General features: G+C 66.4%; 20 protein-coding genes. 12 read left to right on the forward strand and 8 right to left on the reverse strand.

The genetic code is table 11. The features are described from left to right. The first annotated feature begins 523 nt into the window (after positions 1–523). A complete protein-coding gene (locus tag RZE79_RS13045) occupies positions 524–2,758 on the forward strand; it encodes a M1 family metallopeptidase (protein ID WP_319360750.1) in 2,235 nt (744 codons plus the stop codon). Positions 2,759–2,838: 80 nt separating this feature from the next. After that, positions 2,839–3,246 carry a hypothetical protein gene (locus tag RZE79_RS13050; RefSeq protein WP_319360751.1) on the forward strand — a complete coding sequence of 136 codons (408 nt, stop codon included), beginning with the start codon at positions 2,839–2,841 and terminating at the stop codon, positions 3,244–3,246. Positions 3,247–3,516: 270 nt separating this feature from the next. On the opposite strand, the gene RZE79_RS13055 is transcribed toward RZE79_RS13050, so the two are convergent. Then, positions 3,517–4,254, reverse strand: coding sequence for a transporter substrate-binding domain-containing protein (locus RZE79_RS13055; RefSeq protein WP_319360752.1), 738 nt, complete (start codon positions 4,252–4,254; stop codon positions 3,517–3,519). 85 nt (positions 4,255–4,339) lie between these two features. Here RZE79_RS13055 and RZE79_RS13060 point away from each other — a divergent pair, with 85 nt between their 5' ends. Beyond that, positions 4,340–4,945, forward strand: coding sequence for a TetR/AcrR family transcriptional regulator (locus tag RZE79_RS13060; RefSeq protein ID WP_373696570.1), 606 nt, complete (start codon positions 4,340–4,342; stop codon positions 4,943–4,945). A 117-nt stretch (positions 4,946–5,062) separates the two neighbouring features. Next, on the forward strand, positions 5,063–6,064 hold the full coding sequence (locus RZE79_RS13065; RefSeq protein WP_319360754.1) for an NADP-dependent oxidoreductase: 1,002 nt from the start codon (positions 5,063–5,065) through the stop codon (positions 6,062–6,064). Between the two features lie 24 nt (positions 6,065–6,088). Here the strand turns inward: RZE79_RS13065 and RZE79_RS13070 are convergent, their stop codons facing one another. The 4 genes from RZE79_RS13070 to RZE79_RS13085 all read right to left on the reverse strand — a co-directional run bounded on the left by RZE79_RS13070 (position 6,089) and on the right by RZE79_RS13085 (position 9,089). Next, positions 6,089–6,913, reverse strand: a complete 825-nt coding sequence (locus RZE79_RS13070) for a substrate-binding domain-containing protein (RefSeq protein ID WP_319360755.1) — start codon at positions 6,911–6,913, stop codon at positions 6,089–6,091. Positions 6,914–7,001: 88 nt separating this feature from the next. Continuing rightward, the gene (locus tag RZE79_RS13075) at positions 7,002–7,205 is read right to left on the reverse strand and encodes a hypothetical protein (RefSeq protein WP_153284620.1); all 204 of its coding nucleotides are present in this window, start codon (positions 7,203–7,205) and stop codon (positions 7,002–7,004) included. Positions 7,206–7,247: 42 nt separating this feature from the next. Further along, positions 7,248–8,144: an SPFH domain-containing protein gene (locus tag RZE79_RS13080; RefSeq protein WP_319360756.1), complete on the reverse strand. Its 897-nt coding sequence runs from the start codon at positions 8,142–8,144 to the stop codon at positions 7,248–7,250. Between the two features lie 24 nt (positions 8,145–8,168). Then, on the reverse strand, positions 8,169–9,089 hold the full coding sequence (locus RZE79_RS13085; protein WP_319360757.1) for a LysR family transcriptional regulator: 921 nt from the start codon (positions 9,087–9,089) through the stop codon (positions 8,169–8,171). A 100-nt stretch (positions 9,090–9,189) separates the two neighbouring features. On the opposite strand from RZE79_RS13085, the gene RZE79_RS13090 reads away from it, so the two are divergent. Beyond that, a complete protein-coding gene (locus RZE79_RS13090; RefSeq protein ID WP_373696553.1) occupies positions 9,190–9,630 on the forward strand; it encodes a VOC family protein in 441 nt (146 codons plus the stop codon). A 46-nt stretch (positions 9,631–9,676) separates the two neighbouring features. Here RZE79_RS13090 and RZE79_RS13095 read toward each other — a convergent pair whose 3' ends face one another. The 3 genes from RZE79_RS13095 to RZE79_RS13105 form a co-directional block, all read right to left on the reverse strand. Then, positions 9,677–10,447, reverse strand: a complete 771-nt coding sequence (locus RZE79_RS13095; RefSeq protein ID WP_319360759.1) for a TIGR04325 family methyltransferase — start codon at positions 10,445–10,447, stop codon at positions 9,677–9,679. Positions 10,448–10,537: 90 nt separating this feature from the next. Beyond that, a complete protein-coding gene (locus RZE79_RS13100; protein ID WP_319360760.1) occupies positions 10,538–11,440 on the reverse strand; it encodes a response regulator transcription factor in 903 nt (300 codons plus the stop codon). Further along, on the reverse strand, positions 11,409–14,804 hold the full coding sequence (locus tag RZE79_RS13105) for an ATP-binding protein (protein ID WP_319360761.1): 3,396 nt from the start codon (positions 14,802–14,804) through the stop codon (positions 11,409–11,411). The genes RZE79_RS13100 and RZE79_RS13105 overlap by 32 nt, the downstream gene beginning before the upstream one ends. A gap of 255 nt (positions 14,805–15,059) precedes the next feature. Between RZE79_RS13105 and urtA the strand changes: the two genes are divergently transcribed. The 7 genes from urtA to RZE79_RS13140 all read left to right on the forward strand — a co-directional run bounded on the left by urtA (position 15,060) and on the right by RZE79_RS13140 (position 21,727). Then, positions 15,060–16,328 carry an urea ABC transporter substrate-binding protein gene (urtA, locus tag RZE79_RS13110; protein WP_319360762.1) on the forward strand — a complete coding sequence of 423 codons (1,269 nt, stop codon included), beginning with the start codon at positions 15,060–15,062 and terminating at the stop codon, positions 16,326–16,328. Between the two features lie 165 nt (positions 16,329–16,493). Continuing rightward, complete coding sequence (gene urtB, locus RZE79_RS13115; protein ID WP_319360763.1) at positions 16,494–17,408, forward strand: urea ABC transporter permease subunit UrtB; 915 nt, start codon at positions 16,494–16,496, stop codon at positions 17,406–17,408. Positions 17,409–17,436: 28 nt separating this feature from the next. Beyond that, on the forward strand, positions 17,437–18,633 hold the full coding sequence (urtC, locus tag RZE79_RS13120; protein WP_319360764.1) for an urea ABC transporter permease subunit UrtC: 1,197 nt from the start codon (positions 17,437–17,439) through the stop codon (positions 18,631–18,633). A 22-nt stretch (positions 18,634–18,655) separates the two neighbouring features. Continuing rightward, complete coding sequence (gene urtD / locus RZE79_RS13125) at positions 18,656–19,399, forward strand: urea ABC transporter ATP-binding protein UrtD (RefSeq protein ID WP_101492825.1); 744 nt, start codon at positions 18,656–18,658, stop codon at positions 19,397–19,399. A gap of 15 nt (positions 19,400–19,414) precedes the next feature. After that, positions 19,415–20,104 carry an urea ABC transporter ATP-binding subunit UrtE gene (gene urtE / locus RZE79_RS13130; RefSeq protein WP_319361169.1) on the forward strand — a complete coding sequence of 230 codons (690 nt, stop codon included), beginning with the start codon at positions 19,415–19,417 and terminating at the stop codon, positions 20,102–20,104. Between the two features lie 24 nt (positions 20,105–20,128). Next, positions 20,129–21,361 carry a formamidase gene (gene fmdA, locus RZE79_RS13135; protein WP_319360765.1) on the forward strand — a complete coding sequence of 411 codons (1,233 nt, stop codon included), beginning with the start codon at positions 20,129–20,131 and terminating at the stop codon, positions 21,359–21,361. 21 nt (positions 21,362–21,382) lie between these two features. Further along, complete coding sequence (locus RZE79_RS13140; protein ID WP_153284610.1) at positions 21,383–21,727, forward strand: zinc ribbon domain-containing protein; 345 nt, start codon at positions 21,383–21,385, stop codon at positions 21,725–21,727. Positions 21,728–21,768 lie beyond the last annotated feature (41 nt).

Raw genomic sequence — 21,768 nt, forward strand, 5'->3', positions numbered from 1 at the left:
CATGACGCCATTCGGCCTATCGCACGCGAACAATTGGAGAGAGAAAAGTTCCGCGAATCGTTGAGCTCATTGCATCGATCAGCTACAACTGCGAGCACTTCAACGGACGAGGGAATGCGCGTGAAATCAACCACAAGAGCCGCAGCCAGTCTTGCCGTCGCCATCGCTTTCGCCATGGCCCCGGCCGTTCACCTGACGGGTGAACGCATCGTGTCGATGCACGGGCACTGAGCCCGGCCCCGACACCCCACCGCGTTCAAACGCTCCCCCAACACCCCGCGTCCTGACGGGAATGGCGCCGCTCGCCCCGCGCATCCTGGGACCACCGCAACACGCGCGGTGCGGTCCGGCCTGAGCCTGCGTTCCTGACGAACTGTCTGTTCGCCGGGAGGGCGTTGTGCTGCCCGCATTTCTTGCTGACCTGTCGTTCCACTCATCCCGCGCGCGTCACGTGCATCACCGGCTATCCGCCGGTGCCTGCGGTGCGGCGCATGTTCCTTACCAAGCGTACCCAGAGGCGATCATGAAAACACTGAATACACCTGTCGTTCATCGTCTGGCTCTCACGGCCGTGACCCTTGCCGCGCTGACGGCCTGCGGCGGCGGCGGAGACAGCGGCGGCGGCGCATCGTTCGGCGGCTCCGGCCTGAACGCGCCGTCGGTGGCCACGGCACCCGCGGCCGACAGCGGCGACACCACCAAGAAGACACCCGACGACGGCGTGCCCGCCGCACCCGACTCGGCAGTGGCCGCGGTCGATCGTTCGGCGCGGCCGATGGAGCTTCCCGACACGGTCTGGCCCGTCAACTACAAGCTGTGGTTCCGCCCCGATGCAGCGCTCAAGACCTTCGTGGGCCGCGCCGACGTGGAGATCGACGTGCTCCAGCCGGTCGACGCCATCGTCGTCGCCGCGCACGACCTCAACTTTGCGCGCGGGCGCACCACGCTGCGCAAGGTGTCCAAGCCGGGCGAGGCGATCCCGCTGATTCCCACGCCGCAGACGCGCGGCGACTTCGTGCAGCTGCGCCTGAACGACGGCCAGATCGCCAAGGGCAAGTACCTGCTGCACATGGAGTGGGACGGAAAAATCCAGTTCTCCGATGCCGAGTACTGCACGCCGGAAGTGCTCGCGAAGAACCCGCTGTGCTCGGCCGCGTCGGGCATCTTCAAGGTGGGCCTCTCGACACCCGAGGGCGTGAGCAGCGACGCCATCGTGACGCAGGGCGAAACCAACTTCGCGCGCCAGTGGTTCCCCGGCTGGGACGAGCCGGCGTTTCGCCACACCTTCGAGATCTCGGCCGAGGTGCCGGGCGACTGGAAGACCGTGTCGAACGGTGCGCAGACCGAGGCCGTGAAATTGCCCGACGGCTACCAGCGCGTGGCCTTCGAGAAGACGCCATCGATGCCGATGTACCTGGCCTTCTTCGGCGGCGGCAAGTTCGACATCCTGGCCGACACCTTCAAGAACCCGCTCGACGGCAGCGACATGGCGCTGCGCTGGTTCACGCCGCCGGGCCGCTCCGACTGGGCCAAGTTCGCCATGGAGTGGACCAAGGTGTCGATGGACTACTACTACAAGTACACCGGCATCTCGCTGCCCTTCAAGAAGTTCGACACCGTGGCCGCCAACGACAGCTACGACAACAAGCCCAACACCGGCTTCGGCGGCATGGAGAACTGGGGCGCGATCTTCGAGTTTGCCGACGCGGTGCTCACCAAGCCCGGCGACAAGCCCACGCTGTACTCGGTGACCGTGGTCACGCACGAGGTGGCGCACCAGTGGTTCGGCGACCTCGTCACGCTCGACTGGTGGGACAACGTGTGGCTCAACGAGTCGTTTGCGCGCTGGTTCGAACGGCGCACCACCATCAAGTTCCACCCCGAGTACTACAGCTTCTCCGACTACGTGCTCGACAAGCACAACGTGATCGTGGCCGACCTGAAGAACACGGCCGTGCCGGTGCAGCGCAACCTGAACGACGCGGGCTCGTTCGGCTTCATCAGCCCGTCGATCTTTGTCTACAACAAGGGCAGCCACGTGCTGGAGACGATCCAGAACTACATCGGCGAAGAGGCGATGCAGAAGGGCCTGCAGATCTACCTGAAAGACTATGCATACGGCAACGTCACGCCCACGCGCTTGTGGACCTCATTGGAAAAGGCCACCAACAAGAAGGTCAGCGACATCGGCGACAGCCTCATCCGCCAGACCGGCGTGCCGCTGCTCACGGTCGATGCGCAGTGCGCCGGCGACCGCACCTACGTCAACATCACGCAGGAGTCGTTCCCCAACCAGAACCAGTTCCCGGCCTCGACGTGGACCATTCCCGTCACGCTGGCGTACGGCGACGCGATGGAAAAGCGCGAGACCTTCGTGATGTCGAACAACGCCACGCAGGTCGAACTGCCGGGCTGCACCGCGGTGCTCGCCGGACCGACGGGGCAGGACTACTACGTGAGCAACTACAGCGCGCCGTCGTGGAGCAACCTGCTGGCCAAGGTGCAGAACTTCGCGGGCAACAAGCCCTTGCTGCTGAACATCGAGCGCGATGCCTTCCGCCTGCTGGGCGTGGGGCGCATCACGCAGGCGCAGTACGACCAGATCAAGGGCGTGCTCAACCTGCCGGCGCCGCTGCTCGCCAAGACGCAGCTGAGCCAGCAGAAGATGGCGGCGGCGGACGCGGGCGGCAAGGAAGAGTACCCGCACGCACTGCGCTTCCAGGGCAAGCTGCCGCTGCGTGAGAACCAGAAGCGCTGAGTCGTTGAGTCTTCTTTCATGAACCCCGCATGTGCCGCCGGGCCTGCCTGGCGGTGCATGCGTCACCTCATCCGAATCCCATGAAAACACTTCTGAATTCTTTGTTGGCGGTGGCCTGCGTGTCACTGCTCTCGGCCTGCGGCGCACGCGGCGGACCCGAGACCGAACTGGTCGGCGTCTACGCCGTCGAACGCAACGGCGTGCTCAAGGAGGTCGTCAAGATCGAGCGCGACGGCGACCGCTTCATCATGCGCGACAAGGTGCGTACGCCCGAATGGAGCGAACCCAAGATGCAGATGCAGCCGGTGTCGCGCGAGCGCTGGAGCCGCATCACCACCGACACGGAGCACACGTCTTTCGTCGGCATTTCGAGCGACCAGCTCGGCATCTTCAAGGTGCCGCCCGGATGGCAGAAGAACGGCTTCAAGACGCAGACGGGCTACTTCCTGTTTTATTCGCAAGGGCCTGTGGAGGCGCACAAGCTTTGATGTTCAGGGCGTCGCTCCCGCCGACGCGGTACCTTGCTCCGCGAATGTCCCCCGCCTTCGGCTCCTCCTTGATTTCGCTGCGCAAGGCACCTCATCGACGTGAGCGGGTTCAGAGCGGTGGTTGATCAGCCAGCACCACGAGAGCGCCCAGCGGGCACAGGACACTGGGTACTTCCCGCAGCGAAATAAAGGAGGGGCGCAGCCCCGGGGGACATTCGCGGAGGGAAGTACCCGGTGGCCTGTGCACGCGCCCTGAACAGCAGCGTTCAGTTACGGCGCAACGATCGCGCCCTCGATGCGATGGCGCTTCAATGCATCGGCCACAAAACCAGAAGCCTTCATCTCCTCGACGAAGGAGGAAAGCAGCGCCTGCGCCTCAGCCCCGCGACTGGCCGGCGTCCCCATTGCCTGCTGGATCACCATGAAGCGCCCCGGCAGCACACGCACGCCCGGCGCGCGGGCGGCTTCACCTTCGAGCAGCTGACGAATGCCCGCCGCCACTTCGACCTCGCCTGCGCGCAATGCAGCGAGCGCAGGCCCCGCGCCCTGAAGGCGCACGATCTCCGCCGCCTTGATCTCGCGCGTGAGGAACAGGTCGTAAGCGCTGCCAGAGCCGACCGAGATGCGGTGGCCCTTCGCATCGACCTGCGCGTTGTCGGTCAGCGCAGAGGATTCAGACACGAGGTAGCTGCCTTCGATGAGCACATAGGGCGCCGTGAAGCGCAGGCCTTCGCTGCGGGCCGGGTCGACTGCGAAGAAGCCGATGTCGGCCTTCTCGTTCTTCACCGCGTCCACCGAGGCCGCGGCCTTCTCGAACACCACCAGCTCGATGCCGACACCGAGTCGCCGTGCGAACTCGCGGGCCAGGTCGATCGACACGCCGACCGGTTCACCGGTGGTGGCGTCCTTGTTGGCAAGGATCGGGTTGCCGAGGTTGATCGAGGCGCGCAGCGTGCCGCTGGGAGCGAAGGCGTTCACGAGGGCGGAAGAGGGCGTCGGGTGAGTCATGGCGTCCGTTCGTCAGGGTGGGGAAGGCAGGAGCGTGCAGTTTAAGAGCGGCAACCCGCCCGCATGCCTCGCGCGCAATGTTGATATGATGCAAATCATGCGAAATGAGAAAATCAATGCCCGCAACGCAGCCAAGGAAGCCTCGCACGAGCGCATCGTGGCCGCGGCCGCCCGGGCGATCCGTCGCGACGGCTACGACGGCACAGGCGTCGCCGACATCATGAAAGAGGCCGGCCTGACGCATGGCGCCTTCTATGCCCACTTTGCTTCGCGCGAGGCCATGCTGGCCGAGGCTGCAAGCCGGGCCTGCGCCGAATCGGCCGCCGCGGCCGCGGATGTCGTCGCCACCGCGCCGCCCGAAAAAACCCTGGAGCGCATGCTGCGCGGCTACCTCTCGCAGCAGCACCAGGACGGCATGGACACCGGCTGCCCGCTGGCGGCACTCGGTTCCGAAACGCCCCGCCAAACCCCCGAAGTGCGCCGCACCACGACCCGGCACATCAAGGCGATCGTCGACCTGATCGCCCGCCAGTCGCCCGGCTGGGGCCAGCCCGAGGTGCACGAGCAAGCGCTCGTGACCCTGGCGACCATGGTCGGCGCGCTGGTGCTGGCGCGCGCCGTTGACGAGCCGGCGCTGTCGGAGCGCCTGCGCGAAGCCGCGCTCGACAAACTGCTGCCCGCCGGCGCCTGAAGCGCCTGACCAAACCCCGCCCCATTCGCTCGTTTTATGTATGACGGTCATCATTTGAAACGATGATTTTCTGTTTCCGGCGCCACAACTGATCGACCAATCCCGAAAGAAAACGCCATGAAAGCATTTGTCCTCGATCGCTACGGCAAGAAGGGCGCACTGCGCCTGGCCGATGTGCCCGCGCCCGAGCTGCGCGACGACGAGGTCCTGGTCGAGGTCCACGCCGCCGGCGTGAACCTGCTCGACGCCAAGATCAGGGACGGCGAGTTCAAGCTCATCCTGCCGTACCACTTGCCGCTGGTGCTGGGCCACGACGTCGCCGGTGTCGTGGTCAAGGTCGGGCCGCGCGTGCAGCGCTTCAAGGCGGGTGACGAGGTCTATGCACGGGCGGACGACTTTCGCATCGGCACCTTCGCGGAGTACGTGGCGGTGGCCGAGGCCTCCGTGGCGATCAAGCCTGCAACGCTGAGCATGGAAGAGGCGGCGAGCATGCCGCTGGTGGGCCTGACGGCATGGCAGGCGCTCGTCGAAAGGGCGAACCTGAAGGCCGGTCAGAAGGTCTTCATCCAGGCGGGCTCGGGCGGCGTGGGCACGTTTGCCATCCAGCTGGCGCGGCAGCTCGGCGCCACCGTCGCCACGACCACGAGCGCCGCCAACACCGCGCTCGTGAAGGGCCTGGGGGCCGACACCGTCATCGACTACAGACAAGACGACTTCGAAAAAGTGCTGCAGGGCGTCGACGTGGTCCTGCACAGCCAGGACGCGGCCGCGTTGCACAAGTCGCTGCGCGTGCTGCGGCGCGGCGGCACGCTCATCTCGATCTCAGGCCCGCCGGATCCCGCGTTTGCCAGTGGCATCAAGGCGCCGTGGTTCGTGAAGCTCGTCGTGCGCCTGCTCAGTGCCAAGGCCAGGAACAGCGCGCGCCGTCTCGGCCTGCGCTATTCGTTTCTCTTCATGCGCGCCAGCGGAGCGCAGTTGCGCGAGATCGCCTCGCTCATCGATGCCGGCGCGATACGCCCGGTCATCGACCGGGTCTTCGCGTTCGACGCGACCAACGACGCGCTCGCTTACCTCGAGACGGGGCGGGCCAAGGGCAAGGTCGTCATCAAGATGAAGTGAGGCGCGCAGCGTTCACCGCGCCATTCACCGGGCGGAGATTGGCTCCAGTCCCGTCTTCGCAATCGTCGGCGCCGCGGCCGGTGCGTTGAGGTAGCGGATCAGCTGCCGCGCCGCGTCGGGCTGCTTCGACGCCGTGGCAACGCCGGCCGAGAACACCGTCACGCGCTGCACCTCGGCGGGCAGCGGGCCGATGTAGTCGATGCCTTCGATGGGCAGCAGCTCGCTCACCTGCTGCAGGCCGAGGGCCGCATCGCCGCGCGCCACCACCGTGCCCACGCGCTCGCTGAGGATGCGCTTGCTCTTGGGCTTCACCTGGTCTTCGATGCCGAGCTTCTTGAGCAGCTCGGTCTCGTAGTAGGTGCCGCTCGCGCTCGCCGAGTAGGCAATCGACGGCGCGGCGATCAGCGTGCGCTTGAGCGCGTCCACGGTGCTGATGTCCGGCTTGGGCGCGCCCTTGCGCACCGCGAAGCCGATCGACGAACGCACCAGGTCGACCTGGCTGCCCGCCACCACCTTGCCCTGCGCCACCAGCGCATCGAGCGCGGGGCGCGCGAGGATCACGACGTCGGCGGGCTCGTTGCGCCCGAGGCGGCTGGGAATCGAATCGCTGGCGTTGCCCATCGACGCGCCGTAGGCCGTCTTCACGCTGCGGCCGCTGCTGCGCTCGAAGCCGGGGCGCAGCTCGTTGTAGGCGGCGGTGAAGCCGCCGGAGGTCATGACGTGGATGTCGCCGGCGGCGGCGGGTGGGGTGTTGCCACCGAGGTTGGCGCAACCGGCGAGGGCGAAGGAGGCGGCCAGCGCCAGGGCGGCGCGGCGGGTCAGGGCGGAACGGGAGGCGAAGGGGGTCACGGCGGGTGTCTCCTGATGAGGGGTGCCGTTCCATCGTAGAGGCCGAGGCTGTCAATCGGCCTTCAGAAAATTCGGGGTTACTACCAGCCTAGCGCGGCGGCTTGGGCGGAGCCCCGTCTTTGGCGGGCGCATCCACCGCTGGCAGCCGCCCCCGCTTCGCAAGCCCTTCGCGCAGCAGGAACTCGACCTGCGCGTTCGCGCTGCGCAGCTCCTGGGCCGCCAGCCGCTCGATCTCGGCCCACAGGGCCGGGTCGATGCGCAGCGGATAGGACTTCTTACCGGGACTGGCCATCAGAGGAGAACGTGGCGGCAGCAGGAAGGTGCCGTGGGTGCATCAGGTGTAGAGCGTGCCCGTGTTGACCACGGGCTGGGTTTCGCGGTCCGAGCACAGTACCACCAGCAGGTTCGACACCATCGAGGCCTTGCGCTCGTCGTCGAGCACGACAAGGTTGCGCTCTGACAATCCCTTGAGGGCAGCCTCGACCATGCCGACCGCGCCCGCCACGATCTGGTGCCGTGCGCTCACGATGGCCACCGCCTGCTGGCGCCGCAGCATCACCTGGGCGATTTCCGGCGCGTAGGCCAGATGCGTGAGCTTGGCATCGAGCACCTCGACACCGGCGCTGGCAAAGCGCTGGTTCAGCTCGGCCTTGAGCGCATCCGCCACCACGTCGAGGCCGGCGCGCAGCGTGACCTCGTCGCTTTGCAGGTCGTCGCCGCTGTCGTACGCGTAGACCGTGGCCAGGTGGCGAATCGCGGCTTCGGACTGGATGGCGACGAACTTGTTGTAGTCGTCGATCTCGAACACGGCCTGCGCCGTGTCGTGCACACGCCAGACTACGGCCGCGCCGATCTCCACCGGGTTGCCGCGCTTGTCGTTCACCTTCAGCGGCGGCGTGTTGAGGTTGCGCGCGCGCAGCGATATCTTCTGGCCCGACTGGAACGGGTTGGTCCAGCGCAGGCCCTCGGCGCGGTCGGTGCCCTGGTACTTGCCGAACAGCGTGAGGATGATGCCCTCGTTGGGCTTGAGGATGTACAGCCCCGGCAGCAGCGCGACGCCTGCGACGATCAGCAGGATGCCCAGGGGCAGCGGCATCATCCGCCGCACGAGCACCCAGGCGCCGACCGCAAGGATCAGCAGCGCCACGGCGACGATGCCGTATCCGTTGACGGACCGGTACGGCCGCTCCCTGCGAACCGGGCGGGGGATGGACGGGGTCTGCTCATGCATGAAGGCCTCCTGTTTAAAGTGATATCACTTTAATATCTTTTTGGAGGCCGTCAAGACTTTCTTTCGGCCTGCCTTCGCCGGTTCGGCCGCTTCGCGCAGGCACTGCGCAAACTGCGCCACGAGGGGCGGGCTGGCCCGCGGCTTGCGCTGCAGCAGCCCGACTTCGCGATGGAACGTGGACTCGCCCAGCGACAGCATGCGTACGCCCGGCGGCAGCGGAAGGTGGGCCTCGACCCACGGCACGAGCGCAACGCCCAGGCCTTTCGAGGCCAGGTGGATGAGCCCCGAGATTTCGTCGACCTCGATGGCGTCGCTCACCGCGATGTCTTCGCGCCGCAGGAACCGTCCGACCATGCGCCCGCCGAACGACGCGCGGTCGTAGCGCAGGAACGGCTGTTCGCGCAGCAGGGTGCGCCAGTTCCGGCCCGGCACGTTCGCGGGGGCAATGAGCACATAGGGCTCGCGCACCAAGGTTTGCCACGTCAGTTCCGGAAGAATGCCGAAGGGCGGCCGGATGATCACGGCCGCATCGATGCTGCCGGCGTCCAGGTCGTCCATGAGCCGCATCGACACGCCGGGCGAGATGTGCACGCGCAGAAGGGGGAAGCCGACGCGCAGTTTTTCGAGCGCCCGTGCCACCAGCGTCGGTTGCGCGGACGCAATGGCGCCGATGCGCAGCAGCCCGGTGCTCGCCGCGTCGTCGGGCAACTCGCCGAGCTTGGCGTAGAGCGCGCAGATTTCTTCCGCCCGCCCCAGCGTGGTCTCGCCCGCAGCATTCAAGGTGGCGGAGCGGCCCGTGCGATCGAAGAGCGGGAACCCCAGCGATTCCTCGAGGCGCTTGATCTGGCTGCTGACAGCCGATTGCGTCAGGCCGATGCGCTCTCCCGCCGCGGCGAATGTGCCGTGACGGCACACGGCGATGAAGGTGCGAAGCTCGGTGATCATTGTTGATTCATCGAAATTGGTGGTGCTCAGCGATGAAATATATCGTTTTCAGTTATGTGGATCGCTGCTTAGAGTTCGCTCAACCTGAACTCCTAGATCGATGAACCCCATGAACACGCCCACTGCACGCATCCCGTTCCACCTGGCCTTTCCTGTTCGCGATATCGCAGAAGCGCGCGCCTTCTACGGCGAGTTGCTTGAATGTCCGGAAGGCCGCAGCTCGGCCGAGTGGGTCGACTTCAACTTCTACGGACACCAGATCGTGGCGCACCTGGCACCCGACGAATGCGGCCACAAGTCGCACAGCGCCGTGGACGGCCACGACGTGCCCGTGCGCCACTTCGGCGCCGTGCTGCCGATGGACCTGTGGCAGGCCATGGCCGACAAGCTCATCGCGCGCCAGACGAAGTTCGTGATCGAGCCCTACATCCGGTTCAAGGGCGAGCCCGGCGAACAGGCGACGATGTTCTTTCTCGACCCGTCGGGCAACGCCATCGAGCTGAAGTCCTTTGCGGATCTGGATTCGCTGTTCGCCGTCTGACAAGGGCCGCCCGGGCTCACCCCCGCGACAAGCCGATGGGGGCGAATCAAACGATCAGGTCGAAGCAGCAGCCCGCGTAGTAGGGCTTGTCGCCGCCCTCCACGAAGGGCACGGCGATCGGCTTGCCCTCGTTGCGCCACACGTCCCGCTTGCGGTAGCCGGAGCGTGCGAGGTCAGCCAGCAGCTCGTCGTGGTGCTGGATGCGGTAGGCGCACACGGCCACGCCGATGCTGTTGAGCGTGTAGATCGTGCGCTCGGGGTGCACGGCCGTGGTGTTCATGACGATGCGCCGGGGCTTCACGGCGAGCGAAGAAAGAATCGCGTCCATGCGTGTCGGCAGGTACTGCAGGCTGCCCGAGACATACAGCACGTCGCAGCCGCTCGCGTCGCGATGGTCGGTGGTGAAGCCGAGCTGCCCGGTCGCTTCGCGCTTGACGGCCATCGCGCGGCCGCTTTCGACCACGCCGGGCACGTCGCACACCGTCCAGCGCAGGATGTCGGGGTAGGTCAGCACGCGGCGGAAGGCGTAGTACTTGATGCCGACGTGCCCGCCCAGGTCGAACACGCGCGTCAGGCCCGCATCGATGGAGCGGCCCAGCCAGAAGAGGCCGGGATAGTCGTAGAAATAGATCTGCGGGCTGTAGAGCTCGCCCGCGTCGGCATTGGCATAGCCGACGGCCTTGCTGGGCGGTGCGCCGGCCTCGGCCGCCGCGAAGCTCTCGAACGACCCCATGAAGAGGTTCTCGTCCGTGTTGTTCAAAAACTTGCGCTTGTAGGCGCTTTCGCGGGGCGGGAAGGCCAGCAGGCTTGAAAGCATCTCTGTCTCCGGTGGCATGCCCATTCTGAGCGCAACCGGGGCCTTTGAGGGCGATAGCCCGGCGCCGTTGGGGCGGTTACCCCATGGAGGTTACATACCGCTCGCGAGCGCCGCCGCCGCCGCCCGCGTCTCCACGCCCAGTTTCTCGAAGATGTGCTCCAGGTGCTTGTTCACGGTGCGCGGGCTGGTGCCCAGGATCTCGCCGATGTCGCGGTTGGTCTTGCCCTTGGCGAGCCACGACAGCACCTCGGTCTCGCGCGGCGTGAGGGCCGCGTCGGCCAGGCGCGAGGCCGGGCCTTCGCGCTGGATGGCGAACAGCAGCATGGTCTCGCCGAGTGCCGCCGCACCCAGGTTGCGCACCGACAGCCGCATGGCCGTGGCGGTGCCGATGGCGATCGATGCGCCCGGCGCCAGCGCGGGCTCCACCGAGGCGGGCAGGCGCCCGGGTGCCACGGGGTCTTCGAGCGCATGCAGCCACAGCGCGGCCTGCGGCGAGCGCCAGGCGATGCGCCCGCGCGTGTCGACGAACACCACGCCCATGCCGGCCACGTCGACCGCGTCGCGCGCCATGCGCGTGATGCGGGCGTTGCGCGTGTGGGTGTGCAGGCGCGCCAGCACCTCTTGCGCGCGGATCGGTTTCACCACGTAGTCGACGCCGCCGCACTCGAAGCCTTCGACGACGTGCGCGGTTTCCGAGAGGCCGGTCATGAACAGCACCGGAATGTGCGCGAGCGCCGGGTTGGCCTTGATGCGCCGGCAGGTCTCGAAGCCCGAGAGGCCCGGCATGAGGCCGTCGAGCAATATCGCGTCGGGCACGACGAGTTCGAGCCGCTGCAGCGCGGACTCGCCGTCGGCCGCCACCAGCACGGTGTAGCCGCTGGCCTCGAGCGTGTCGCACAGCATGCCCAGGCTGCTGGGGGCGTCGTCGACCACCAGCACGACAGGGCGTTCGGAGATGGATTCAGGAGGAGGAGGCGAGGGTGGTGTCTGCATCTTCTGCCAGTGCGTTGCGGAGCGTGTCGAGTTCGAAGCGCGTGACCATGCCGCGCAGCCAGGTGCAGGTGGCCGCCGCGTCGGGCGAGGCCGCGGCCAGCCGGTCGAGCGCGGAGTGCAGGCCGCGCACGTGGCCCATCTGCACCAGGCGCATCAGGTCGGCGCGGTCGTCTTCACTGAGTGCGAGCAGGGGCGGGCGCTGCGGCGTCGCGTCGGGGTCGGCAGGCGGCAGGGCGTCGCCGATCGCCAGCCATTCGAGGCCCAGGTGCCGTTCCAGCGTGGCGATGAGTTCCGACTCGATCACCGGCTTGCCCACGAAGGCTTGGCAGCCCGCGGCGCGCAGCCGGTCGGGCTGGTTCTCGAACATGTTGGCTGAGACGATGATGATCGGCAGCTCGGCGAAGCCCGAGGCCCGCACCGAGCGCGCGGTCTGCCAGCCGTCCATGTCGTCCATCGTCAGGTCGAGCAGGATGGCCGAGGGCAGCTCTTCGCGCAGGCTGTCGAGGCATTCGGTGCCGCTGGCCGCCTCGCGCACCGTGAAGCCCAGCGGCGCGAGCATGCCGGCGAGCATCTGGCGCTGCACCGGCTGGTCGTCCACCACCAGCAGCGTGCGGCGCTCGCCCAGGTAGCCCGACACCGGCTCGCGCGAGCCCGCCTGCGGGCCGGGGTCGGCCACTTCGCGCAGGTACACGCGCACGCTGAAGGTGCTGCCCGCCGACGAGGTCGACGCCAGCTTGAGCTCGCCGCCCATGAGCGAGGTGAGCAGCCCGGTGATGGTCAGGCCCAGCCCCGTGCCCGGCTCGCCGCGCCGGCGGCCCGCGGCGCCGCGCTCGAAGGGCAGGAAGATGCGCTGGCGGTCCTGCGGCGCCACGCCGATGCCGGTGTCGACCACATCGAAGCGCAGCACCTCGCGCCGCGCGTCCACATGCAGCGTGACGGTGCCGCTGTCGGTAAAGCGCACGGCGTTGGTCAGCAGGTTGATGAGAATCTGGCGCAGCCACTTCACGTCGGCATGCACCCACGGCGGCAGCCGGCCCGCATGCGTGTAGACAAAGGCCAGGCCCTTGGCCTCGGCCTGCGGCCGCACCATCTGCACCACCTGGTCGAGAAAGGCCGGCAGCGCGAGCGGCGAGGGCTCCAGCTGCAGCCGACCGGCTTCGATGCGCGCGAGATCGAGCAGGCCGTCGATGAGGCCCAGCATGTGCTCGCCGCTGCGGTGGATGGTCTGCACCGCCTCGCGCGGCGGCAGGGCCGCGTCGCCGCCCTTGAGCAGGATCTGCGAGTAGCCCAGGATGCTGTTGAGCGGCGTGCGCAGTTCGTGTGTCATGCCGGCCACGTAGCGCGTCTTGGCCTGGTTGGCGGCCTCGGCGGCTTCCTTTGCGGTCTGCAGCGCGGCGTCGGTGCGGCGGTGCGCTTCGATTTCTAGCGCGAGCAGGTTGTTGTGGCGGTTCGATTCTTCCTGCGCCATCTGCCGGCTCTCGCTGCCCAGCACCACCCACCACGCGGCCACGGCGGCGATCACGGAGAGCAGCGCGAACACTTTCAGGAAGGCCGTCGCCATCGCCGAATCGATGGTGCCGGCAATGGCCTCCTGCGCGTAGACCACGCCCACCACCGTGGCGAGCAGCGCGATCAGCGAGGTGGCGACCAGCAGGTAGTGCGCGACGCGAAAGTTGAGCCGTGCCGACAGCGCAGGCGGCAGCAGCGCCTGTAGCCAGCCGCTCATCTGCTCGGCCGCGCGCGAGTCGGTCTTGCAGCGGTCGTGGCAGCGCGATTCGAGCGTGCAGCACAGCGAGCAGATCGGTGCGCTGTAGGCCGGGCAGTGGGCCATGTCTTCCGACTCGAAGCTGTTGTCGCACACCGAGCACTTCACGCTCTGGCCCGGCGTCCAGCGGTCGATGTCGGTGCGCGCGAGGTAGTAGCGGCCGCGCGTCTTCCACGCGAGCAGCGGCGACACCGCCATGGCCGTCGCGAGTGCGATGAAAGGCGAGAAAGCCTTGGCCCATTGGCCGAGTGCGCCTGAATATGCGAGCATCGCAAGCGCGGCCGCGACCAGCATCGCGACGAGGCCCACGGGATTGATGTCGTACAGGTGCGCGCGCTTGAACTCGATGGTCTTCGGGCTCCAGCCCAGCGGTTTGTTGATGACCAGGTCGGCCACCAGCGCGCCGACCCAGGCGATGGCGATGTTGCTGTAAAAGCCCAGCACGTGCTCCAGCGCGGCGAACACGCCCAGCGCCATCAACAGGATTGCGATGGCCACGTTGAACACCAGCCACACCACGCGCCCCGGGTGGCTGTGCGTGAGCCGCGCAAAGAAGTTCGACCACGCCAGCGAGCCCGCATAGGCGTTGGTCAGGTTGATCTTCATCTGCGACACGACGACGAAGAGCACCGTGATGCCCAGCACCCAGGCCGGGTCGCGCAGCACGTACGAAAAGCCCGTGAGGTACATCTGCGTGGGCTCGATCGCATGGTTGGCCGGAATCTCGTGCTGCAGCGCGAGGAAGGCCAGGAACGCGCCGCCCATCATCTTCAGCATACCCGGCACGATCCAGCCGGGCCCGGCGACCAGCACGGCCGTCCACCAGCGCCCGCGGTTGGCGGCGGTCTTCTCGGGCAGAAAGCGCAGGTAGTCGACCTGCTCGCCGATCTGCACCACGAGCGAGAACGCCACCGTGGCGGCCGCGCCGAACATCAGCGGATCGAAGCCGCTGCTGTCCGAGGTGCGGCCCACGAGGCCGGTGAAGTCGGCGTACAGCTCGGGCTTCTTCACCATCACCGCGATGAAGGGGCACACGAACAGCACGATCCAGATCGGCTGCGTCCACAGCTGCAGCCCCGAGATGAGCGTGATGCCGCGCGCCACCAGCGGAATGATCACGATCGATGACACGAGATACAGCAGCCACAGCGGCCAGTCGAGGTACATCTGCAGCGCCAGCGCGAGGATGGCCGCTTCGAGCGCGAAGAAGATGAAGGTGAAGCTCGCATAGATCAGCGAGGTGAGCGTGGAGCCCAGGTAACCGAAGCCCGCGCCGCGCGTGAGCAGGTCCATGTCCACGCCGTGCCGCGCCGCGTAGTACGAGATGGGCAGGCCCGTGAGGAAGGTGATGAGCCCGACCACGAGGATCGCCCACAGCGCATTCGAAAAACCATAGCTCAGCGCGATCGCGCCGCCGATGGCCTCCAGCGCCAGGAACGAGGTGGCGCCGAAGGCCGCGTTGGCCACGCGGAACTCCGACCACTTGCGAAAGCTGCGCGGCGTGTAGCGCAGCGCGTAGTCCTCCAGCGTTTCGTTCGCGACCCAGGCGTTGTAGTCGCGGCGGATGCGAAAGATCTTCTGTCCGGAGACGGATGTCATGGCGGGTTCTCGCGGCGGCGGCAACGGTGGCATGCGACAGGTACAGCAAGAAGCGCTCCCTGCTGTCTCCTGCCTTGTCTGGCTCGGGAGTCTGCGGCTCCGGCAGAGACGCACCGCTACGTTGAATGACGTATTCGCGAGTACGCAAGTGATTTCTAAAGTACCAGCCATGGTGCTAGCGGCACCGTCCGATGCACTTCGATGGTGCGCGGCTCTCCCTTCTTCTTCCTTCTTTCAACCTGCCTGGAGTTCCTGATGTCGCGTGATTCCGACCCTTCCTCTCTCGATGCCATGGCACTGCGCCGCCGCCGTCTGCTGCAGGGCGCCGCCGCGCTGCCCGTGATGGGCCTGAGCGGCCTGAGCTTCGGCCAGGGGCAGTTCCCCACGGCCAAGGTCAACACCACCAAGCTCGCGGTGACCGACACCGAAGTGACGGTGGGCCAGCTGCATTCGTCCACCGGCACCATGGCCATCTCGGAGACCGGCTCCATCCAGGCCGAGCAACTCGCCATCGACCAGATCAACGCGATGGGCGGCATCCTGGGCCGCAAGATCAAGGTCATCAAGGAAGACGGCGCCTCCGACTGGCCGACCTTCGCCGAGAAATCGAAGAAGCTGCTGGTCAACGACAAGGTCGCCGCCGTGTTCGGTTGCTGGACCAGCGCCTCGCGCAAGGCCGTGCTGCCGGTGTTCGAGAAAGAGAACGGCCTCTTGTACTACCCGACCTTCTACGAAGGCCTGGAGCAGAGCAAGAACGTGATCTACACGGGGCAAGAGGCCACGCAGCAGATCATCTGGGGCCTCGACTGGGGCGCGAAGGAGAAAAAGGCCAAGACCTTCTTCCTGGTCGGCTCCGACTACATCTGGCCGCGCACCTCCATGAAGATCGCGCGCAAGCACATCGAGAACTTCCAGAAGGGGTCGGTCAAGGGCGAGGAGTACTACCCGCTGGGCCACACCAACTTCAACTCGCTGATCAACAAGATCAAGGTCGCCAAGCCCGACTGCATTTTTGCGGCGGTGGTGGGCGGCTCGAACGTGGCCTTCTACAAGCAGCTCAAGGCCGCGGGCATCACCGGCGACAAGCAGTTCCTGCTGACGCTGGCCGTGACCGAAGACGAAATGACCGGCGTGGGCGGCGAGAACTTCGCGGGCTTTTACTCGTCGATGAAGTACTTCCAGTCGCTGGACAACGAGAACAACAAGAAGTTCGTGGCCGCCTTCAAGGCCAAGTACGGCAAGGACGCGGTGATCGGCGACGTGACGCAGGCCGGGTATCTCGGCCCGTGGCTGTGGAAGGCGGCTGTGGAAAAGGCTGGCAGCTTCGACGTGGACAAGGTGGTGGCCGGGTCGCCGGGCATCGAGCTGAAGACGGCGCCAGAAGGCTACGTGAAGCTGGATGCGAACCATCACCTGTGGAGCAAGGCGCGCATCGGGCAGGGGCAGCTGGATGGCAGCTTCAAGGTGGTGGCGGAGTCGGCTGAGCTGATCAAGCCGGATCCGTTTCCGAAGGGCTACCAGTAACTTGCATTTCTCCCTCCCCCTCTGGGGGAGGGCAGGGGTGGGGGCAAGCGGCCGTTGATGAAGCCTTGCGCTTGCCAGTGCCGACGAGCCCCCATCCCAACCTTCCCCCAGAGGGGGAAGGGGCCAACACCCAATACCCAATACCCAACACCGGAACCTGTCGCCATGACGCTGTCGGACATGATGAACATCGGCCTGATGCAGGGCTTCGCGGGGCTGAGCCTCTTCGCGGTGCTGCTGCTCATGGGCCTCGGGCTCGCGATCATCTTCGGGCAGATGGGCGTGATCAACATGGCGCATGGCGAGTTCATGACCATCGGCGCCTACTCGATCTTCCTGGCCGCGCAGGTGACCGAGCGCCTGGCGCCCTCGTTCATGCCGTACTACTTTCCGATCGCGATCGGGCTGGCCTTCGTGTTCGCCTTCATCGCGGGCTGGCTCGTGGAATGGGCGCTGATCCGCCACCTGTACAAGCGACCGCTCGACACGCTGCTCGCCACCTGGGGCGTGAGCCTGGGGCTGCAGCAGATCTTCCGCACCTTCATCGGCCCGAAGGAAGTGAGCCCGACGCTGCCCGAGTGGCTCATGGGTTCGTGGACGCCGCACGAAGGCCTCGACATTCCCATCAACGGCCTGTTCGTGCTGGCGCTCACCGCGCTGGCCACGGGCGGCGTGCTCATCGCGCTGCACAAGAGCCGCTGGGGCCTGCGGGTGCGCGCCACCGTGGCCAACCGCACCATGGCCAACGCCACCGGCATCGACACCCAGAAGACCGACCGCCTCACCTTCGCCATCGGCTGCGGCATTGCCGGCGTAGCGGGCGCGGCCTTCACCACCATCGGCTCGACCGGGCCGACCTCGGGCTCGCTGTACATCGTCGACGCCTTCTTGGTCGTCACTTTCGGCGGCGCGGCCAGCCTGCTGGGCACCGTGGTCTCGGCCTTCGGCATTGCGCAGACGCAGTCGATCTCGGAGTTCTTCATGACCGGCTCGATGGCCAAGGTGCTGACGCTGTCGCTGATCGTCTTGATTCTGATGATGCGCCCCCAAGGCCTCTTCGCCGTCAAGGTGCGTCGCTGATTCCCGCTTCTTCCCGGAGAACCTCCCGATGAATTTCCTCAAGGCCTCGATCCAGCGCTACCAGCTCGGCAGCCTCCTGCTGCTGGTGCTGCTGCTCGCGGTGGTGCTGCCGCTGTCGCTCGACATCTTCCGCCTCAACCTCGTGGGCAAGTACCTCACCTACGCTTTCGTGGCCGTGGGCCTCGTCATGGTGTGGGGCTACGGCGGCGTGCTGAGCCTGGGGCAGGGCGTGTTCTTCGGCATCGGCGGCTATGCGATGGCGATGTTCCTCAAGCTCGAAGCGTCCGACCCCATCACCACCAAGATCCAGTCGACGCCCGGCATCCCGGACTTCATGGACTGGAACCAGATCACCGAGCTGCCCGCGCTGTGGCTGCCGTTCAAGAGCCTGCCGCTGAGCCTGGCGCTGGTGGTGCTGGCACCGATGGCGCTGGCCTGGCTCGTGAGCTTTGCGATGTTCAAGCGCCGCGTGGGTGGCGTCTACTTCGCGATCATCACGCAGGCGGTGGCGCTGATCTGCACGGTGCTCATCATCGGCCAGCAGGGCTACACGGGCGGCGTGAACGGCATGACCGACCTGAAGACGATGCTCGGTTGGGACACGCGCACCGACAGCGCCAAGTACATCCTCTACTACGTCTGCGTGGGCCTGCTGGTGCTGAGCATCCTGCTGTGCCGCTGGGTGCAGACCAGCAAGCTGGGCACGCTGCTGCTGGCGATGCGCGACAAGGAAGACCGCGTGCGCTTTTCGGGCTACGACGTGTCGAACTTCAAGGTCTTCACCTTCTGCCTGGCGGCCGGGCTCTCGGGCATCGGCGGCGCGATGTTCGCGCTGCAGGTGGGCTTCATGTCGCCGAGCTTCGTGGGCATCGTGCCCTCGATCGAGATGGTGATCTTCTGCGCCGTCGGTGGCCGCATGAGCCTGGTGGGCGCGGTGTACGGCGCGCTGCTGGTCAATGCGGGCAAGACGCTGTTCTCCGAAAGCTTTCCCGACCTGTGGCTCTTCCTGATGGCCGCGCTCTTCATCGGCGTGACCATGGCCTTCCCGATGGGCCTGGCGGGCCTGTGGGAAGACACGATCAAGCCGTGGTGGGCCTCGCGCCGCCAGGCCCTGCGCGATGCCGCGGTGAAGCCGCCGCCCGCCGCCGTGTCGGCCCCTTCACCTGTCGCCGCGCCGCAGGCCGAGCCCCCCTTGCCCGACGGCATCGGCCGCCAGCGCGCCTGATCGAACCCGGAGCCCCCACCCCATGAGCAACACCGACTTCGCGCTCGCCGTGGAAGACCTCACCGTCTCCTTCGATGGCTTCAAGGCCATCGACGACCTGACGCTGTACATCGACAAGAACGAGCTGCGCGTGATCATCGGCCCCAACGGCGCCGGCAAGACCACGCTGCTCGACCTGATCTGCGGCAAGACGCGCGCCAGCGCCGGCAGCATCAAGTTCAAGAACACCGAACTCACCAAGATGGCCGAGCACAAGCGCGTGCGGCTGGGCATCGGCCGCAAGTTCCAGACACCGTCGATCTACGAAAACCTCAGCGTGTTCCAGAACCTCGAGGTGTCGTTTCCGAAAGGCCGCTCGGTGTTCGGCGCACTGGCGTTCCAGTGCGACGACGAAGTCAAGTCGAAGGTGCAGGCAGTGGCCGAAGACATCGGCCTGGCCGACAAGCTGCGCACCGAAGCGGGCCTCTTGAGCCACGGCCAGAAGCAGTGGCTCGAAATCGGCATGCTGTTGATGCAGGAGCCCGAGCTGCTGATGCTCGACGAGCCCATTGCCGGCATGAGTGCGCGCGAACGCGAGCTCACGGCCGACCTGCTCAAACGCATCTGCCAGAACCGCGCCGTGATCGTCATCGAACACGACATGGCCTTCGTGAAGCAGATCGCGCACAAGGTCACGGTGATGCACCAGGGAAAGATCCTCGCCGAAGGGCCGATGGAGAAGGTGCAGGCCGACCCGAAAGTCATCGACGTCTACCTGGGGCACTGAACCATGAGCAACATCATGCTGAAGGTCGAAGACCTGCACGTCGCCTACGGCCAGAGCGAGGCCTTGCACGGCCTCTCGTTCGAAGGCCATGCGAACGAAACCATCGCCATCATGGGCCGCAACGGCATGGGCAAGACCACGCTGTTCAAGAGCCTCATGGGCATCCTGCCTTTGAGGAGCGGGCGCATCGAAGTGGCGGGGCAGGACGTGTCGCGCGACGAGAGCTTCAGGCGCGTGGCCAAGGGCATTGCCTACGTGCCGCAGGGCCGGATGATCTTCCCGACGCTGACGGTGGAAGAGAACATCCAGACCGGCCTGGAGAACTCGAAGACCCGGCGCATCCCCGAAGAAATCTACGCGCTGTTTCCCGTGCTGTGGGACATGAAGAGCCGCAAGGGCGGCAACCTCTCGGGCGGCCAGCAACAACAGCTCGCCATTGCGCGCGCGCTCGTCACCGACCCCAAGGTGCTGCTGCTCGACGAGCCCACCGAGGGCATCCAGCCTTCGATCATCAAGGACATCGCCAAGGCGCTCAACGAGATCCGCAAGCTGCGCGGCATCACCATCGTCGTGTCCGAACAGGTGCTGAGCTTCGCGATGGACGTGGCCGACCGGCTCTTCGTGATCGAAGGCGGCCGGCTCGTGCACGAGACCGCGCGCGACAAGACCGATGTCGAGCACATCAAAGCCTACCTCTCTGTCTAACCACAACCCCAGGAGCCACTGCACATGACGGACACGCTGATCAAGGTCGACCTGACCCAATCGCCCACCGAGAACGAGAACATCCACAACCGCTGGCACCCGGACATTCCGATGGCCTGCTGGGTCAACCCGGGTGACGACTTCATCCTCGAGACCTTCGACTGGACCGGCGGTTTCATCAAGAACAACGACAGCGCCGACGACGTGCGCGACATCGACCTGAGCACCGTGCACTACCTCTCGGGCCCGGTGGGCGTGAAGGGCGCCGAGCCCGGCGACCTGCTGGTGGTCGACCTGCTCGACATCGGCGCCAAGCAGGACAGCCTGTGGGGCTTCAACGGCTTCTTCTCGAAGAAGAACGGCGGCGGCTTCTTGACCGACCACTTTCCCGAAGCGCAGAAATCGATCTGGGACTTCAAGGGCATGTTCACGAGTTCGCGCCACATTCCGGGCGTGAACTTCGCAGGCCTGATCCACCCCGGCCTCATCGGCTGCCTGCCCGACAAGCCCATGCTCGACATGTGGAACGAGCGCGAAGGCAAGCTCATCGCCACCGACCCGGACCGCGTGCCCGGCCTCGCGAACCCGCCGTTCGCCGGCACCGCCCACATGGGCAAGATGACCGGTGAAGCACGCGACAAGGCCGCGGCCGAGGGCGCCCGCACCGTGCCGCCGCGCGAGCACGGCGGCAACTGCGACATCAAGGATTTGTCGCGCGGCTCGAAGGTGTTCTTCCCCGTGTACGTCGATGGTGCGGGTCTGAGCGTGGGCGACCTGCACTTCAGCCAGGGCGACGGCGAGATCACCTTCTGCGGCGCCATCGAAATGGCCGGCTGGGTGCACATGAAGGTCACGCTCATCAAGGGCGGCATGGCCAAGTACGGCATCAAGAACCCCATCTTCAAGCCCAGCCCGATCACGCCGCAGTACAACGACTACCTGATCTTCGAAGGCATCTCGGTCGACGAGAGCGGCAAGCAGCACTACCTCGACGTGAACGTGGCCTACCGCCAGGCCTGCCTGAACGCCATCGAGTACCTGAAGAAGTTCGGCTACTCGGGCGCGCAGGCCTATTCGATTCTGGGCACGGCGCCCGTGCAGGGCCACATCAGCGGCGTGGTCGACGTGCCCAACTCGTGCGCCACGCTGTGGCTGCCCACGGGCATCTTCGACTTCGACATCAACCCGAACGCGTCGGGCCCGGTGAAGTTCATCGACGGCAGCATCGACATGCCGCTGTCGCACGACCTGCGCTGACGAAGAAGAGAAGGCTCACGCATGCCGACCTACGACTACGCCTGCGGGCAGTGCGGTGGCTTCGAATCGCTGCGGCCTTCGGGCCAGCGCGACGAGCCCGCTGCCTGCCCCGACTGCGGCACGGCCTCGCCGCGCGTGTTCACCGCCGCGCCGCGCCTGGCGCTGATGGCCGCCGACACGCGCCACGCGATGGCCACCAACGAGCGCGCGCGCCACGAGCCGTCGAGCTCGCGCGACTATGCGCGGCTGCGGCATCCGTCGGGCTGCGGTTGCTGCTCGGGATCGTCGCGCCGCGGTGCCACGCAGACGGCGCCGAACGGTGCGAAATCGGCCCCGTCGCGGCGGCCCTGGATGATCTCGCACTGAGGCTTCGGCGTGCATTCCTTGCATGCGCCATGCGCATGCAA

This window comes from Variovorax sp. EBFNA2 (assembly GCF_033802765.1).
GTDB classification, from domain to species: domain Bacteria; phylum Pseudomonadota; class Gammaproteobacteria; order Burkholderiales; family Burkholderiaceae_C; genus Variovorax; species Variovorax paradoxus_H.

What these genes read in the sequence shown, in the direction of transcription:
- RZE79_RS13140 (WP_153284610.1), top strand. Translation starts at nt 21,383, where the DNA reads ATGCCGACCTACGACTACGCCTGCGGGCAGTGCGGTGGCTTCGAATCG.
- RZE79_RS13105 (WP_319360761.1), bottom strand. Translation starts at nt 14,804, where the DNA reads ATGACATCCGTCTCCGGACAGAAGATCTTTCGCATCCGCCGCGACTAC.
- RZE79_RS13095 (WP_319360759.1), bottom strand. Translation starts at nt 10,447, where the DNA reads ATGCTTTCAAGCCTGCTGGCCTTCCCGCCCCGCGAAAGCGCCTACAAG.
- RZE79_RS13090 (WP_373696553.1), top strand. Translation starts at nt 9,190, where the DNA reads ATGAACCCCATGAACACGCCCACTGCACGCATCCCGTTCCACCTGGCC.
- RZE79_RS13080 (WP_319360756.1), bottom strand. Translation starts at nt 8,144, where the DNA reads ATGCATGAGCAGACCCCGTCCATCCCCCGCCCGGTTCGCAGGGAGCGG.
- urtB (WP_319360763.1), top strand. Translation starts at nt 16,494, where the DNA reads ATGACGCTGTCGGACATGATGAACATCGGCCTGATGCAGGGCTTCGCG.
- RZE79_RS13065 (WP_319360754.1), top strand. Translation starts at nt 5,063, where the DNA reads ATGAAAGCATTTGTCCTCGATCGCTACGGCAAGAAGGGCGCACTGCGC.
- RZE79_RS13085 (WP_319360757.1), bottom strand. Translation starts at nt 9,089, where the DNA reads ATGATCACCGAGCTTCGCACCTTCATCGCCGTGTGCCGTCACGGCACA.
- RZE79_RS13100 (WP_319360760.1), bottom strand. Translation starts at nt 11,440, where the DNA reads ATGCAGACACCACCCTCGCCTCCTCCTCCTGAATCCATCTCCGAACGC.
- RZE79_RS13075 (WP_153284620.1), bottom strand. Translation starts at nt 7,205, where the DNA reads ATGGCCAGTCCCGGTAAGAAGTCCTATCCGCTGCGCATCGACCCGGCC.
- RZE79_RS13050 (WP_319360751.1), top strand. Translation starts at nt 2,839, where the DNA reads ATGAAAACACTTCTGAATTCTTTGTTGGCGGTGGCCTGCGTGTCACTG.
- RZE79_RS13045 (WP_319360750.1), top strand. Translation starts at nt 524, where the DNA reads ATGAAAACACTGAATACACCTGTCGTTCATCGTCTGGCTCTCACGGCC.
- fmdA (WP_319360765.1), top strand. Translation starts at nt 20,129, where the DNA reads ATGACGGACACGCTGATCAAGGTCGACCTGACCCAATCGCCCACCGAG.
- RZE79_RS13055 (WP_319360752.1), bottom strand. Translation starts at nt 4,254, where the DNA reads ATGACTCACCCGACGCCCTCTTCCGCCCTCGTGAACGCCTTCGCTCCC.
- urtD (WP_101492825.1), top strand. Translation starts at nt 18,656, where the DNA reads ATGAGCAACACCGACTTCGCGCTCGCCGTGGAAGACCTCACCGTCTCC.
- urtE (WP_319361169.1), top strand. Translation starts at nt 19,415, where the DNA reads ATGCTGAAGGTCGAAGACCTGCACGTCGCCTACGGCCAGAGCGAGGCC.
- urtC (WP_319360764.1), top strand. Translation starts at nt 17,437, where the DNA reads ATGAATTTCCTCAAGGCCTCGATCCAGCGCTACCAGCTCGGCAGCCTC.
- RZE79_RS13060 (WP_373696570.1), top strand. Translation starts at nt 4,340, where the DNA reads ATGATGCAAATCATGCGAAATGAGAAAATCAATGCCCGCAACGCAGCC.
- urtA (WP_319360762.1), top strand. Translation starts at nt 15,060, where the DNA reads ATGTCGCGTGATTCCGACCCTTCCTCTCTCGATGCCATGGCACTGCGC.